Genomic DNA, 14,312 nt, shown 5'->3' with positions numbered 1-14,312 from the left:
CGGTGCGCGCGGTTAGCGTCACGCCATGAGCGCGCTGGTGCTGATGAGCGGACGGGTGTGGGTGGCCCGCTCGCGGGTCCACGTCCTGAGCGGGTCGACCGGTGGACCACCGGTCGACGACCCGGCCGCGCCCGAGTCGTTCGACGGGCAGTCCAACGGCCTGTGCGGAGCGGGAGCCGCAGGACGCCTGGTCCTGGTGACCGGCCTGCGCACCGGGCAGGTCGACTTCGAGGCGCGCCTGCACGACGGCCCACCACCCCTGGGCGCGGAGTGGGAGGAGGCCGTGGAGGTCTCGTTCCGCCCGACCGGACCGGTGGTGCGCCTGGCCACGCCCGGCGGCGGCCGGTCGCCCGAGCTGCACCTGCCCGAGACCGACTACCGGGTGCGCTACTGCGCGACCGGCGTCGACGCCGGAGCCGAGCGGGACACCGTGCTCGCGCACGAGCAGCCGGTGGACCGCTACCTGCTCGACCTCTGGCCCGCGCCACCCGAACCCGACCGCGTGCTGCGCCAGCGCGCCGCCTACTCCGCCCGCAAGCACCAGCGCGCCCGCGATCAGCGGCCGAGCGGGTGGGAAGCGCGCGAGTGGGGCGGTGAGCTGCCCGGCGAGCGGCTCCGGGAGCTGCGCGGCCCGGCCATGGCGCTGGCAAGGCTGAACCGACCACTCCTGGACGCGCTCGCCGAGCGGACGACGGGGGAGCAGCGGGCGGTGGCGCGCTGGGCCGCGAGGCAGGCGTGCGCGGTGGCCGGGCTGACGGCCGTGCCCTGGATCGCCGAAGCGTTGGCGGCTGCGGAGCGGGGCATGGCACTGCCAGCGCCGTTCGACGGCGATCAGAGGCGGGCCTGGGACCGACTCTACGCCGATCCGGCCGTGCCGACCACGACCGTCGAGTGCCCTTTCGGGGGACCTGACAACCGGCTGCGCCACGAGGCGGCGTTCCCCGCCGTGCTCGCGCTCGCCGACCCGGACCCGCTGGGCGCGGCGTGCGAGGCGCTGTGGGCCGCCGCCGTCGCGCTCGGCCCGCACGAGCGGGACGGCCTGCTGGAACGGGTGCGCGAAGCGCTGTCCCGCACCGGCCCCGACCCCGCCGACCCGAACCGGGGCATGACGGAATGATCACCGGACAGGCTGATCCTCGAAGCGTTGGCGGCTGCGGGCTTTGCACTTGACCGGTACCGCCAATAGGGTGGCCGCGCTCTCTGGAAGCGCGGTCCGGAAAGGCGGTAGCGTGGTCGTCCACAGCGCGGGGAATGGCGCCGACCCACAATCCTTCGATTCATTCGCCCTGGAATACGAGCGGTTCTGCGGCTTCGAGGATCACCCGGTCTGGGCGTGGGTCGCGGAAGCGGGCGTCGCGCCGGGCGGGCGCGCGCTGGACGCCGGGTGTGGCTCCGGCCGCCGCTGCCTCGAACTCGCCGAGCACTACGACGAGGTGCTCGGCGTCGACCTGAGCGCGCCGCTGGTCGAGCTGGCCAGGGCCCGCAGGCCGCACCCGAGGGTGCGCTACGAGGTCGCGGACCTGGCCGACGTGGACGGCGGCCCCGAGGGGTTCGACCTCGTGTTCAGCTCCACCACCCTGCACCACGTCCCCGACCTGGACGACGCCCTGCGGAAGCTGAAGTCGCTGGTCCGACCGGGTGGGAGCGCGGTGCTGGTGGACAACGTCGCCGACCGCCCCACCCCGCCCGCGCACGTCTACCGGATCGGCGCGCTGCTGTCGCTGCCCGGCGACGTGCGCGCGCACGGCTGGCGCGACGCGGCCTGGCTGCTCCGCTTCCGCACCGGCGGCCCGTGGCTGGCGCACCTGCTGACCGACCGCTACCTGTCACGCCCCGAGTTCGAGCGCCGCTACGGCTCGATCTTCCCCGGCGCGACCTTCGTGGACCGGGGCTTCGCGCACGCGCTGGTGTGGCGCCGGGACGAGTGAGTCACGCAGAGGCGACGTGATCCGGTTCCACACCACTCCGCCCTTCGTCCGGATTAATCTTTCCGTGGACCACGGGCACAGCCGGTGACCAGTGCGCGGACATTTTCCGACACCCCCTGAAATTCCCTCGGCCCAGGAGTTCCCTTCTGGGTGAGGTTGTTGTGAGGTTCTTCTCGCTGTCGGGTTTTCCGGGTTAACGTGGACCTCCGGCGCGCGGCTCGCGCAATCGCGGCACAGGGGTCCCACCCGCTTTCCCGGACCGATCCGCTCCCCACCGCACCCCTCCGCTCGGCACGCGGCCCCGCGCGCACCTCGGGGTTGGACACGCACGTCCTTGTTGGGGGTTCGCTCTGCCATGGCCTTTCCACGAACCGCTGCACGAACCGAACGGGTCCTGATCACCGGCGGCGCGGGCTTCATCGGCGCGCACCTCGCCGCCGAGCTGACCGCGCGCGGCTGCGCCGTCGTCCCCGTGGACGACCTGCGCGTCGCCCCGCTCCAACCGCCCACCGGCGAGCTGCTGGTCAAGGCCGTGCTGGACCTGGACCGCGCCGACCTGGACGGGATCACCGCCGTCTACCACCTGGCCTCGCACAAGAGCGTGCCCGAGTCGTTCGAGCGCCCGCTCGACTACCTGGACAACGTCGACTCGGGCAGGCACCTGCTCCGGCTGTGCGAGCGGGCCGGGGTGCCGCGCGTGCTGATCGGCAGCACCTGCGAGGTGCACGGCAACTCGTTGGCGCTGCCCAACACCGAGGCCGCGCCGCTCGCCCCGCGCTCCCCGTACGCCTCCTCGAAGGTCGCGCTGGAGATGATCGCCCGCAACCACCAGCAGCGCCGGGGCTCCCGCGTCACGGTCGTGCGGTTCTTCAACGTCTACGGCCCCGGCGAGCGCGCCGACGCGCTCGTGCCCGCCCTGTGCCTGCGGGCCGTCCTCGGCCGCACCCTGACGATCGAGGGCACCGGCAGGCAGCGCCGCGACTTCTCCTACGTCGGCGACACGGTCCACAAGCTCGCCGGGCTGCTCCACGCGCCGCCCGTGCCCACGGTCAACCTCGGTTCCGGCCGCTCCCGGTCGGTGCTGGAGGTCGCCGAGCTGCTGCGGGAGGTCCGCCCCGGCCTCGAGCTGGAGTTCCAGCCGGGCAGGCGCGACGAGATCGACGAGTTCCGCGCGGACACCACCGTCCAGGACGGCCTGCTCGGCCTGCCCCTCGCGGTGACCGGGATGCGCGAGGGCGTCCGCCGCACCTACGACTGGTGGGCGGCCAGGCTCGCCGACGTCCCCACCGCGAGCGCGGACGTCCCCGCCGCCAGGGACCGGCGACCGGTCAAGGAGCTGACCTGATGCCCGGCTACTCGGCCCCCGTCCGGGCCAGCGTGGACGTCACCTACGCGTGCGACCTGCGCTGCGTGCACTGCCGCACCAACACCGGCGAGATCCCCGCGCACATCCGCCGCCGGATGCTCTCGGTCGAGCAGCTCGGCGAGGTGCTGCTGGAGCTCGACCGCATGGGCGCCTTCGAGATCACCCTCACCGGCGGGGAACCCACGATCCGCAAGGGCTTCTGGTCGCTGCTGGACGTCGTGCCGCGCCTGCGCTTCGCCACCGTCACGCTGATCACCAACGCCGCCAACCAGACCCGCGAGCAGCTCGACCGGATCGTCGACAGCGGCATCTCCTCGATCCGGGTCAGCATGGACGGCACCCGCGAGACGTTCGAGGCGGTCCGGCTGGTCGACGCGTTCGACCGCGTCATCGAGAACTCGGCGTACCTGCGGGACCGGGTGCGCAGCTTCAAGGTGCTCACCACCGTCATGAAGACCAACCTGCACAACGTCCTCCAGCTCACCGCCCACCTGCGCCGCACCGGTTTCCGCCGCCAGGACCTGATCCTGGTGCGCGCGCACGGCAGGGGAGGCCGCAACCGCCTGCTGCTGACCGAGGACGAGACCATGCGGCTGCACGCCGAGGTCGCCGAGTTCCGCGACCGGGTGCCCGCCACCGAGTTCGACCTGAACCTCAACGCGCCCTACCTGGTGCCGGGACAGGAGATCCCGCCGCACCAGGACGTCGTGATGTTCCCCTACCTGGTCAAGGACAGCAGCATCGCGATCTCCGCGACCGGCGACGTGACGATGAGCAGGCTCTACAGCTCGCACCCGCTGGGCAACACCAAGGACGCGCCCGTCGCGGACATCTGGGCGCGCGGGCAGGAGCAGCTGGCGCGCGAGCAGGAGGAGTTCACCGACGAGCGGCTGCGGGAGATCTTCTGGGACTTCGCGGCGGCCGACCGGTCCACCAGCGAGCCGATCGCGCTGACCTCGTTGCTGGACCGGCAGATCTTCGAAGGCTACGAGGTGCGCTGACGGTGCCCGCGCTGACCCTCTTCCGCCTGTACGACCTCCCGGCGGAGCCACCCGGCGGCTGGACCCTGGAGCCCGCCTCGCCGCTCGCGCTGCGCGCGCTGTGGGACGAGTGGGGCGCGGACGGCGAGCCGCCGTGGCCCGCGCCCGCCGGGGAACTGCTGCTGGCCACCGAGAACGGCAAGCCGGTGGGCTGCGCGGGCGTCAACCACAGCGCCCTCGGCGAGGTCGGCCCGCTGCTGCGCGCGCCGGTCCTGGCAGGCCGCGCCGACCTCGCCGCGTCGCTGCTGCACGGCGCGCTGTGGCGGCTGCGCTGGCTCGGCCACGCCTACGGGTTCGCGCCCGCCGACGTCGCCGCTCACGCGGACGAGGTGCTGCGCGCGGCGCTCTGGGAGGTCCCGGACAACGCGGGTTCGCCGCCCGCCGAGCGGGACGTGCCCGAGCAGGAGTGGGGCGACGTGCTGGTGGACCTGCGGGACTGGCCGCCGCCGCGCCCGGTGGCCGAGCTGGAGCTGGACGGCGACCCGGTGCTGGTGCGCAGGCCCGAGGCGTCCGAGCAGCTGCTGGTGGTGGACTGGATCAGGGACGCCTTCGGCCGGGGTTGGGCCGCCGAGTTCACCCGCGCGTTCGCGCACGACCCGGTCTCGGCGGTGATCGTGGCCAGGCCGAGGGGGTTCGCCGAGGACCCGAGGCGGTGCCTGCTCGGGTTCATCGCCTACAACACCGTGCGCGCCGGGATGCTGTCCTCCATCGCGCTCAGCGCGGAGATCCGGGGGCGGGACAACGGGATCGCGGCGCGACTGCTGTCGTCCTGCCTGTCCGAGGTCCGCGCGCACGGCTTCCAGCACGCCGTGCTGGGCGGGGTGAGCAGGCGGCTGGTGGCGTTGCGCGCCGTCGACGCCGCCTGGACCGTGCCGGGGTCGTGCCCCGGCGTCTTCGGGAAGGGGATTCGCGACCGATGAGGGTTCTCGTCACCGTCTCCGACCAGGCTTGGGGCGGCAAGCACCGGTACACGCTCGACGTCGCGGCCGGGTTGCGCGCGGCGGGCCACGACGTCGTGCTGGCCGCCGAGCGCGGTGGTCGCGCGGTCGAGGCCTGGCCGGAACCCGTTGCCGTGCCGGTGTTCCGGGACCACCCGGAGGAGGTCGCCGCCGCGCTGCGCGAGCGGGTCGGCCCGCCGGACGTGGTCTGCGCGACCGGCAGGCACGACGCGGCCGTCGTCCGCCGACTGCTGCGCGAGGACGGGTGGCCCAGCGCGCTGGTCCTGTTCCGGCACTCGGCCTTCCCCCTGGAGCAGGGGGAGGACACCCGCTGGCTGCTCGACCGCGCCGGGCTGGTCGTCGCCACCTCGTGGGAGCAGGCGCGGGCCCAGTTCGGCGACCTGGCAGCCGCGCGCGACCCCCGGTTGCTGCTGCTGCTCAGCGGGGTCCGGCCTGGGCTGGCCGACGAGGTCGCCGCGCTGGACCGCGACCGCCTCCGCGCCGACCTCGGCCTCGCGCCCGACCAGTGCGCTTTCGCCGTACTGGCGAGGCTTTCCTGGGAGAAGGGCCTCGACCGGCTGCTCCGGGCGTTCGCGCTCGTCGAGGCCGAACCCGCGCCGGTGCTGCTCCTGGTGGGCGAGGGCGAGCAGCGCGCCGAGCTGGAAGCGCTCGCCGCAGGCGTCGGGATCGCGGACCGGGTCCGGTTCCTCGGCCACCGCGACGACGTCCGGCCGGTGCTCGCCGCCGCCGACGCCTCCGCGCTGGCCAGCACCGTCCCGGAGACGGGCCCCTTGGCGCTCAAGGAGTCCATGGCCGCCGGGCTGCCGGTCGTCGCGCCCGCGATCGGCGGCATCCCGGAGTTCGTCACCGACTCGTACAGCGGCCTGCTGTTCTCCGACGACGACGGCCTGCGCGACGCACTGACCCGCCTGGCGTCGTCCGCGCGGTTGCGCGAGCTGCTCGGCAGGGGAGCGCGGGCGGTGATCGGGGAGGGGCACCGGCTCGACCGGCGGGTCGAGCACCTGCTGTGGCGGCTGGACCTGCTGCTCGCCGAGCGGGGTGACGTGGACCGGCTGCTGGGCGAGCTGTCCTGGGACGAGGTGCGGTTGCGGCGCGAGGCGGACACCGGGTTCGTGTTCGTGCCGCGCACCTCCTACCTCGCCGAGCTGGACGCGCCGACGCACGCCGACGTCGCGGAAGCGGTGCAGGCCGGTGATCCTGCGCTGCTGGCCGGGACCGGGTCGCACCCCCGGCGCGCGCTGGTCGAGCAGCTCTACCGGATGGGCGCGCTGCGCCGCGCCGAACCCGCCTCGGCGCTGGTCGCGACCGCATGAGGGCGCTCGTCATCGCCGCCCACCCCGACGACGAGGTGCTGGGCGCGGGCGCGACCATGGCGGCGCTCGCCGAGCGCGGGCACCACGTGTGCGCGCTGATCCTGGCCGAGGGAGTGTCGTTGCGGCACGAGGACGTCGACCTGGCGCGGGCGCGCGAGACGTGCCGGACCGCCGCCGCCGAGCTGGGCGTCGCGGAGGTGCGGTTCGGCGGGTTCGCCCTGGAGGGCGGGATGCTCGGCGACGGGCCGCAGCGGTCGGTGGTCGACGCCGTCACCGGCGCGATCCGCGAGGTGGAGCCGGAACTGGTGTTCACCCACCACCCCGGTGACGTCCACGTGGACCACCGGGTGGTGGCGCGCTCCACCACCTACGCCACGCGCGTGCTCGGCGGCGGACCGGTGCGGCAGGTGCTGCACTACGAGGTGCTGTCCTCCACCGAGCAGCAGACCCCGGCCGCGATCCCCTACCTGCCAACGGTCTTCTACGACGTGAGCGGGCACGTGGAGCGCAAGTGCCGGGCGCTGTCGGCGTACGGCTACGAGGTGTTCGACGCGCCGCACCCGCGCTCGGCGCACGCGGTGCGCGCGCTGGCCGCGTACCGGGGCGCGCAGGTCGGGGTCGCGGGCGCGGAGGCCTTCGCGCTGGCGCGGGAGCTCCGGGGAGGTGACGGGGCTTGCGCGTCCTGGTGAGCGGTGGAGCGGGCTACATCGGGTCCTTCACGGTGCGCGGCCTGCTCGCGCGCGGGCACGAGGTGCTGGTGCTGGACGACCTGAGCACCGGGCGGCTCGAAGCCGTTCCGCACCAGCGGGTCGAGGTCGTGGACGTGCGCGACGAGCCCGCCGTGACGCGGGTGGTCGCGGGGTTCGAGCCGGACGCGGTCGTCCACTTCGCGGCGCTGAAGTCGCCGCAGGAGTCCGTGGCGCGGCCGGAGCTGTACCTGGACGTCAACGTCACCGGGACGGCCACCCTGCTCAAGGCCGCGACCGGCCACGGGGCCCGCTACTTCGTGCTGTCCTCGTCCTGCGCGGTCTACGGCACGCCCCAGGTGTGCCCGGTGGACGAGCAGGCCCCGGCCCGGCCGGTCAGCCCGTACGGCGAGTCCAAGCTGCTCTCCGAGCGGCTGGTCGAGCGGTGCGCGCGGGCCAGGGGCGTGCGCTACGCGAACCTGCGCTACTTCAACGCGGCGGGCGCGGCACTGGACGGCTCGCTCGGCGAGCACCTGCCGCCGGTGGCCCGCCAGGTGGTGCCGCTCGCGGTGCGCGCGGCGCTCGGGCTGGAGCCGTGCCTGAAGGTCTTCGGCGACGACTACCCGACCCGCGACGGCACGGCGCTGCGGGACTACGTGCACGTGGAGGACCTGGCGCGCGGGCACGTGGACGTGCTCGACGCGCTGTCCGCGGAGGACGTCTCCGGCACCTACAACCTCGGCCAGGGCGTGCCCACGAGCGTGCGGGAGGTGGTGCGGGCGCTGGGCCGCGCGGCCGGGCGGGAGGTCCCGGTGCGGGTCGGACCGCGCAGGGAGGGCGACCCCTCGGTGTCGTGGGCGGACAGCGGGCTGGCCGGGCGGGTGTTCGACTGGGCGCCCCGGCACGGGCTCGACGACATCGTCGGCTCGGCCTGGCGCTGGCACCACGAGCACCCCGAGACCCTGGGCCGACCGGCGTGCACCTGAACCTGCTGCGCCACGGGGCCGACACCCGCCGGGGGGAGCGGTCGCTGACCGTCGACGGTCGGCGTCAGGCGGCCCTGGCCGGGGCCTGGCTGCGGCGCGCGCACGTGACCGAGGTGCGCACCGGGGCGCTGGCCCGCGCGAGCGCGACGGCGGGGATCGTGGCCGGGGTGCTGGGGGTTCCCGCCGTGGTGGACCGGCGGTTGGACGAGATCGCCGCCACGTCCGCGCCACCGCCGCGCGAACGGCGGCCGGGCGCGGAGGTCGCGGGGGAGGAGTGCTGGGGCGCGTTCCTGGAGCGGGTCGCCGCGCTGGTGAGCGAGCTGTGCGCGGAACCCGCGCCGGGGCGGCGGGTCGTGCTGGTGACCCACAGCGGGGTCTTCGACGCGGTCCACGAGCTGCTGACCGGTGCTCGCCGGGTCGAGCTCGCGGTGGCGCACACCGGCATCACGCACTGGGAGCACCGACCCGGCTCACCCGCGGGCACCTGGTTGCTGCACCGGCACAACGCCACCCCGCACCTGGACGCCGCCGCGCACCCGGCCGGGCGCCCGCCCGAGCACCTCGGCACTGCCGAACCACCTGCCGAGGCGCTGCAGCTGGTGGCGGAGACCGAGGCGCTGCAACCGATTCCCGACGAGTGGAGGGCGGTCCGGTGAACCGGCCGAGGCTCGTGGTGTGCTGCGTCGACGGCGGGGTGGCCCCGGTGGTCCGGGAGCACGGGCTGTTCGACCCCGGCCGCTGGTTCCCCGCGCACCCGGCGACCCCGGCCGCGCCGCTCACCTCGATCTTCCCGTCGTCCACCGCGCCCGCGCACGCCTCGTTCCTGACCGGCGCGCACCCCGAGCGGCACGGCGTGGTGGGCAACCGGTTCTGGTCAGGGGAGCCGGTCGCGGAGGTGCTGCGGCGGCGCGTCGACCCGGTCGAGACGCTGCACCCGTACGAGCGGACCTCGCTGCTGACCGGGTCGCTGCTGGACTGGTTCGCCGAGCGCGGCGCGTCCGTCGCGGCCGTGCACTTCCCGCACACCTTCAGCCGCGCCGAAACCGGCATCCCGGCGCTGCACTGCCTCTACGCGCCCGCGCGGCGGCTCGTGGTCCCGCTGACCACCGACGCGGACGGCGTCCGCTCCGGGAGCGCGAGCACGGCGTACTTCCAGCACCCGCTGCACCTGGAGGTGCGCGCGGAGGGCGACCGGTTCCGGGTGGGCGCCGCGCACGGCCCCGCGCTGCGGCTGGAGGTCGGAGCCACCGGGCGGCTCGACACCACGAACCCGTTGGGGCGCCTGTCCTTCGCCCTCACCCCCGTGCGTCCTGAGGCGGACCGCGTCGAGCTGGCCGTGGGCACCTGCGTGCTGGTGCTGCCCTTCGGCGGGCTCGCCGCGAGCGTGCTCGGCGGTCCCGGTCCCGCGTCGCTGACCGGGTCGTACACCGCCAACCCGGACCACGACTTCCACGAGTCCCCGCGCGCCGACTGGATCGCCCGCGCCGCGCTGGAGGTGCTGGAGCGGCACGACCCCGACGTCCTGCTGGTCCGGTTCAACCAGGCCGACCACGCCCAGGAGTTCCTCGGCTGGCACGCCACCAGGGCCGATCCGGCGACGAGGTCGACGGCGCTCGGGCAGATCGCCGACGCCTACCGGGAGATCGACGCCGGGGTGCGGGTGCTCGCCGACGCGCTCGGGCCCGACGCCGACTACCTCTTCTTCTCCGACCACGGCATCGACTGGGTCGAGAACCACCTGCGCCCCAACGAGGTCCTCGCCGCGCTGGGACTGGCCGACCGGCTGGTGTTCCAGGGCGACAGCAACTGCGCGTTCCTCTACGGCGACGCCCCGCCCGAACCCGCCGAGCTGGCCGCGATCACCGCGGGGCTCGCGGAGCTGGGCGTGCGGGTGCTCGACGCGGACGGTCTGCGCGCCTGGCGGCTCCCGGTCGGCGGACCGCGCGTCGGCCACCTCGTCGTCACCTGCGGCGCGCACACCGAGTTCCAGTACGGGGACGGGCCCGCGACCGAGGCGGTGCGCTCCGCCTCGCACGGCCACCTGCCCACCGACCCGGCCATGAGCGGGTTCTTCCGCATGTCCGGCCCCGGCACGGCCGGTCTCGCGCCGCCGGGGCGCCTGGTGGACGCGGCCTCGGTGGTCCGGGCCGTCTGGTGCGCGCGCCGGGGAGGCGATCGGGCGTGAGCGAACCCGCGTACGAGCTGCACGAGGTCACGAAGTCCTTCAAGGGCAAGGACTCCCCCGCCAACGACCGGATCTCGCTCACCGTCGCCCGAGGCGAGTTCTTCGGCCTGCTCGGCAGCAACGGCGCGGGCAAGAGCACCCTGATCAAGCAGATGGTCGGCCTGCTGCGCAGCGACTCCGGCGCCGTCCGGTTCCTCGGCCGCCCGGTTCCCGGCAACCAGGTGTTCGTCGGGACCCGGCTCGGGTACATGCCGCAGAGCGCGTTCGCCCTCAACAACCTCACCGTCGCCGAAGCGGTCTACTACACCGCCCACCTGCGCGGGGTTCCCGCCCGCGAGGCCCGGCGGCAGCGCGACGAGCTCGTGGAGCGGCTGGAGCTGGGCCCGTTGCGGGACAAGGTCGCCCGCCAGCTCTCCGGCGGTGAGCGGCGGCTGCTCCAGCTGGCCGTGGCGGTCGTGTCCGACCCCCCGGTGCTCATCCTGGACGAGCCCACCAACGAGCTGGACCCGGCGCGCAGGCGGCAGGTGTGGGCGCTGCTGCGCGAGGCGAACCGGGAGCGCGGCCGGACGATCGTGCTGATCACGCACAACGCGCTGGAGGCCGAGCAGGTGATCGAGCGGGTCGGGATCATGAGCGGCGGCCGGATGGTCGCGCTCGGCCGACCCGGTGAGCTCAAGAGCCGCGTGGCGGGCAGCTTCCGGCTCGACGTGACCTTCCGCGAGGAGGGCGGGCGGGAGCTGCCTGACTACGTCGTGGTGGAGAGCAGGCACCGCGACCGCGTCACCGCGCACGTGGCCGCCGCCGACGTCGCCCGTCTCACCGCCGACCTCGCGCCGGAGACCGTCCTGGAGTTCCGGCTGCACTCCGCGACCCTGGAAGACGTGTACCTGGACCATGTCCGCTGAGCCGATGTTCCCCGAGCCGACCTCCCCCGAACCGAGCCCGCCGGGATTCCTGCGGAGCACCTGGGACCTGTTCCGGATCCAGCTGTCCAACTGGCGCTGGTCGTGGCCGCAGATGGTGCTCACCGGGATGCTCGCGCCCGTGGTCACGCTGGCCGCGCTGGGCACGTTCGCCAGGGGCAGCGGGGAGGACGCGACCGGGTACGTGCTCACCGGGAGCATGACGATGGCGCTGCTGTTCGAGACGCAGAACAAGGTGGCCGCGAACTTCGCGTTCCTGCGGCACACCGGGGCGTTCGACTTCTACGCGTCGCTGCCGGTGCGGCGGGAGGCGCTGGTGCTGGCCTCGGTGGCGGCGTTCGGGCTGCTGGCGCTGCCCGCGCTGCTGCTGACCGCCGTGCTCGGGGTGCTGGTGCTGGACGTGCGGCTGTCGGTGTCGCCGCTGGTGGTCCCGGCGGCGGTGCTGGCGGTGCTGCCGTTCGCCGGGCTGGGGGCGTGGATCGGCAGCCGGTCGCGGGCGCTGGAGGAGGCGTCGTCGGTGAGCCTGGCGGTGACGCTGGTGCTGGTCGCGCTCGGCCCGGTCACCATCCCGCCCGCGCTGCTGCCGGACTGGCTGGTGCTGGTGGGGCGGCTCAACCCGGCGACCTACGCGTCGTCCCTGCTGCGGCACAGCCTGCTCGGACCGGTCGGGGCCGGGGTGCTGGTCGACGTCGGCGTGCTGGTGGGGTTCTCGGTCCTGGTCTGGCTGCTGACGCGGCGGCACGTGCGCTGGCGCGACGCCTAGCTGCCCGGCGCCCGCTCGGGGCCGGGGTGGTGGTGAGTGCGGTGGAGGTGCGGTGTGGTGACGGAGGAGCGGTTCGCGGAGATGTTCCGGGCGGCGGTCGTGGAGGTCACGGGGGAGGGGCCGCCGGACGGGGCGGGCATGGACACGCCGCTGGCGGACCTGCACATGGACTCGCTGTCGCAGGTCGAGGTGATCAGCAGGCTGGAGTCGGAGACGGGCGTCCGGGTGCCGAACGACCGGTTGACCGGCATCAGCACGCCGCGCGACCTGCTCGCGGTGCTCCAGGCGGGGTGAGCGGCGCGCGCCCCGGGAGCGGGTGGGCCGCTTCCGGGGCGGTGCCGCTGGTGTGGGGTGGTGGGCACCTCCTGGGGTGGGCGGTGGTGGCGCCGTGGGACGTCGGGCTGAGCGGGCGGATCTGCTCGACCCGAGCCGGTGACGCCGCGCTGGACGTCCTCTTCCGGGTGATCAGCGCGCTGGGGAACCCGGCGCCGGTCACGGGACTGGCGGTTTTGTCGTGCTGCTGTGCTTTACTGCTGGGGCGGTTGTCTGCCGGGCTGGTGCTGCTCGTGGTGCCCTGGCTCGCCTCGCTGGCGTGCGGTGCGCTCAAGGACGTGGTCGCCAGACCACGCCCCGGTTTCGGGTGCGTGGCCGCCGCGCAGACGGGGTTCAGCTTCCCCAGCGCGCACGCGGTCGGCGCGACGACGGGGTTGCTGCTCGTCGCCTTGGTGCTGCCTGCGGTCGTGCTGCCTGCCCCGTGTCCCGTTGTCACGTGCCTGGCTGTGGTGCCCACCGTCGCGACCCGTCCCACCGCCTTCCGTCCCGCTGCCGCACACCTGGTGGCCGAGCGTTTTGCCGGTGCCCCGTGCGTCGGTGCGCGGCTCTGTGGTGCCGGGTGCTCCGGTGCTCGTTGCGGTGGTGCCGGGTGCGGTGGTGCGGGCTGCGCGGTCGTGCGCCGAACGGCTCTGCTGTGCGCGCTGGTGCTCGCGGAGGCGGTGTCGTTCTCGCGGGTCGCTCTGGGCGCCCACTACCTGACCGACGTGCTCGCCGGTCAGGCGTTCGGGGCGCTCTGGGCGTGGGTCGGCGTGCGCGCGCTGCTGGTCACGGGCGCAGGTTCGCGCGCGCCCACTCGGCGAAGGACGTGAGCGGGATGTCCAGCGCGCGTGCCAGCTCCGGCCTGGCCGGTTGCCCGGCGAGCTCCACGAACCGGTGGGAGACGCCCGCCCACGGCGGCATCCCGGCGGCGAGCGCCTGCTCCTCGGTGAACTCGGGCGCGGTCAGCTCGACGCCGAGCGCATCGGACATGGTCGCGGCGATCTCGGTCAGCGAGCGCACGTCGCCCGCGAGCTCCAGCTCGACCTCGTGGAACCGGTCGGGGTCCGCGAACGCCGCCGCCGCAGCCGCGCCGATGTCCACCACCGCGACCAGTGACAGCCTGGTCTCGGGGCGCAGCACGGTCACGATGCCGCCGTCGACGCCGCGCGGGAGCAGGTAGGCCAGCGACGGCAGGAAGTTCTCCATGAAGAACGCGGGCTTGACCAGCGTCCACCGGGGGAAGCCCGCCGTGCGCACCCGGTCCTGGATGGCGGTCTTCGCGGCGTAGTAGGGCGCCAGCGCGGCCCACTCGCCCTCGGCCCAACCGGGCGTCGAGGCGTGCTGGCCCGCGCCCGAGGTGGAGGTGTGCACGAACTGCTCGACGCCCTCGGCGAGCGCGGCGGAGATCAGGTTGTCGGCCTGGGTCACCTCGCCGGGGTGGTCGAACGCGTCGCCCTTCACCTCGGGCATCTGGATGGAGAAGACGGCGCGGGCGCCGCGCGCGGCGGCGGTGAGCGAGTCGCGGTCGGTCAGATCGCCCTGGACGAGGTCGGCTCCCAGGGCGGCGACGGCGCGCGCCCGCTCGGAGCCGGGGTCGCGGACGAGCGCCCGGACCGGGACGCCCGAGGCGAGGAGGGCGCGGGCGGTGGCCCCGCCCTGCCTGCCGGTGGCGCCGACGACCAGGACGGGTGCGCGGGTGGTCATGGTGCTCTCCCTGTGGGACTCGAAGCAAAACAGCGGCCCCCGCCGTTTGTGGTTCGGTAAGATACGGCGGACCCCGCCACTTAGCCAAGCCTCCGAGGTGAGAGCACGTGCCAGAACAGCGCAGGACAGGTCGGCGCACACCAGAAC

Annotated in this window: 15 protein-coding genes; 14 read left to right on the top strand and 1 reads right to left on the bottom strand. The window is 74.5% G+C overall.

The window, feature by feature from the left end; genetic code table 11:
* Window positions 1-25: 25 nt before the first annotated feature.
* From LV78_RS00360 to LV78_RS00295, 14 genes are all read left to right on the top strand, one after another.
* Window positions 26-1,117 carry a hypothetical protein gene (locus tag LV78_RS00360; RefSeq protein ID WP_253842495.1) on the top strand — a complete coding sequence of 364 codons (1,092 nt, stop codon included), beginning with the start codon at window positions 26-28 and terminating at the stop codon, window positions 1,115-1,117.
* 112 nt (window positions 1,118-1,229) lie between these two features.
* Window positions 1,230-1,928 carry a class I SAM-dependent methyltransferase gene (locus tag LV78_RS00355; RefSeq protein WP_253842494.1) on the top strand — a complete coding sequence of 233 codons (699 nt, stop codon included), beginning with the start codon at window positions 1,230-1,232 and terminating at the stop codon, window positions 1,926-1,928.
* Window positions 1,929-2,283: 355 nt separating this feature from the next.
* Window positions 2,284-3,273 carry an NAD-dependent epimerase/dehydratase family protein gene (locus LV78_RS00350; RefSeq protein ID WP_253842493.1) on the top strand — a complete coding sequence of 330 codons (990 nt, stop codon included), beginning with the start codon at window positions 2,284-2,286 and terminating at the stop codon, window positions 3,271-3,273.
* Complete coding sequence (locus LV78_RS00345; RefSeq protein ID WP_253842492.1) at window positions 3,273-4,295, top strand: radical SAM protein; 1,023 nt, start codon at window positions 3,273-3,275, stop codon at window positions 4,293-4,295. Before LV78_RS00350 ends, LV78_RS00345 begins: the two co-directional genes overlap by 1 nt.
* A gap of 2 nt (window positions 4,296-4,297) precedes the next feature.
* Window positions 4,298-5,254, top strand: a complete 957-nt coding sequence (locus tag LV78_RS00340) for a GNAT family N-acetyltransferase (protein WP_253842491.1) — start codon at window positions 4,298-4,300, stop codon at window positions 5,252-5,254.
* Window positions 5,251-6,606: a glycosyltransferase family 4 protein gene (locus LV78_RS00335; RefSeq protein WP_253842490.1), complete on the top strand. Its 1,356-nt coding sequence runs from the start codon at window positions 5,251-5,253 to the stop codon at window positions 6,604-6,606. The genes LV78_RS00340 and LV78_RS00335 overlap by 4 nt, the downstream gene beginning before the upstream one ends.
* Window positions 6,603-7,295, top strand: coding sequence for a PIG-L deacetylase family protein (locus LV78_RS00330; protein WP_253842489.1), 693 nt, complete (start codon window positions 6,603-6,605; stop codon window positions 7,293-7,295). The genes LV78_RS00335 and LV78_RS00330 overlap by 4 nt, the downstream gene beginning before the upstream one ends.
* Window positions 7,280-8,278, top strand: coding sequence for a UDP-glucose 4-epimerase GalE (gene galE / locus LV78_RS00325; RefSeq protein WP_253842488.1), 999 nt, complete (start codon window positions 7,280-7,282; stop codon window positions 8,276-8,278). The genes LV78_RS00330 and galE overlap by 16 nt, the downstream gene beginning before the upstream one ends.
* The gene (locus tag LV78_RS00320; protein ID WP_253842487.1) at window positions 8,269-8,934 is read left to right on the top strand and encodes a histidine phosphatase family protein; all 666 of its coding nucleotides are present in this window, start codon (window positions 8,269-8,271) and stop codon (window positions 8,932-8,934) included. Before galE ends, LV78_RS00320 begins: the two co-directional genes overlap by 10 nt.
* On the top strand, window positions 8,931-10,463 hold the full coding sequence (locus LV78_RS00315; RefSeq protein WP_253842486.1) for an alkaline phosphatase family protein: 1,533 nt from the start codon (window positions 8,931-8,933) through the stop codon (window positions 10,461-10,463). Before LV78_RS00320 ends, LV78_RS00315 begins: the two co-directional genes overlap by 4 nt.
* Entirely contained in the window at window positions 10,460-11,368 is a 909-nt protein-coding gene (locus tag LV78_RS00310; RefSeq protein WP_253842485.1) for an ABC transporter ATP-binding protein, read from the top strand. The genes LV78_RS00315 and LV78_RS00310 overlap by 4 nt, the downstream gene beginning before the upstream one ends.
* Window positions 11,358-12,149: an ABC transporter permease gene (locus tag LV78_RS00305; RefSeq protein WP_253842484.1), complete on the top strand. Its 792-nt coding sequence runs from the start codon at window positions 11,358-11,360 to the stop codon at window positions 12,147-12,149. The genes LV78_RS00310 and LV78_RS00305 overlap by 11 nt, the downstream gene beginning before the upstream one ends.
* Before the next feature lie 57 nt (window positions 12,150-12,206).
* On the top strand, window positions 12,207-12,443 hold the full coding sequence (locus tag LV78_RS00300; protein ID WP_253842483.1) for an acyl carrier protein: 237 nt from the start codon (window positions 12,207-12,209) through the stop codon (window positions 12,441-12,443).
* A 41-nt stretch (window positions 12,444-12,484) separates the two neighbouring features.
* Window positions 12,485-13,291: a phosphatase PAP2 family protein gene (locus tag LV78_RS00295; RefSeq protein WP_253842482.1), complete on the top strand. Its 807-nt coding sequence runs from the start codon at window positions 12,485-12,487 to the stop codon at window positions 13,289-13,291.
* On the opposite strand, the gene LV78_RS00290 is transcribed toward LV78_RS00295, so the two are convergent.
* Complete coding sequence (locus tag LV78_RS00290) at window positions 13,248-14,165, bottom strand: NmrA family NAD(P)-binding protein (RefSeq protein ID WP_253842481.1); 918 nt, start codon at window positions 14,163-14,165, stop codon at window positions 13,248-13,250. The genes LV78_RS00295 and LV78_RS00290 overlap by 44 nt on opposite strands.
* Window positions 14,166-14,312: the final 147 nt, after the last annotated feature.

This window comes from Actinosynnema pretiosum (genome assembly GCF_024171695.1).
GTDB classification, from domain to species: Bacteria; Actinomycetota; Actinomycetes; order Mycobacteriales; family Pseudonocardiaceae; genus Actinosynnema; species Actinosynnema pretiosum.
Note: the sequence above shows the minus strand (reverse complement) of the source record. Positions and strands in the feature narration are given on the sequence as shown.

Excerpts from the sequence above, each read along its gene's own strand:
- LV78_RS00360 (WP_253842495.1), top strand. The coding sequence starts at position 26 with ATGAGCGCGCTGGTGCTGATGAGCGGACGGGTGTGGGTGGCCCGCTCG.
- LV78_RS00350 (WP_253842493.1), top strand. The coding sequence starts at position 2,284 with ATGGCCTTTCCACGAACCGCTGCACGAACCGAACGGGTCCTGATCACC.
- LV78_RS00345 (WP_253842492.1), top strand. The coding sequence starts at position 3,273 with ATGCCCGGCTACTCGGCCCCCGTCCGGGCCAGCGTGGACGTCACCTAC.
- LV78_RS00335 (WP_253842490.1), top strand. The coding sequence starts at position 5,251 with ATGAGGGTTCTCGTCACCGTCTCCGACCAGGCTTGGGGCGGCAAGCAC.
- LV78_RS00330 (WP_253842489.1), top strand. The coding sequence starts at position 6,603 with ATGAGGGCGCTCGTCATCGCCGCCCACCCCGACGACGAGGTGCTGGGC.
- LV78_RS00305 (WP_253842484.1), top strand. The coding sequence starts at position 11,358 with ATGTCCGCTGAGCCGATGTTCCCCGAGCCGACCTCCCCCGAACCGAGC.
- LV78_RS00290 (WP_253842481.1), bottom strand. The coding sequence starts at position 14,165 with ATGACCACCCGCGCACCCGTCCTGGTCGTCGGCGCCACCGGCAGGCAG.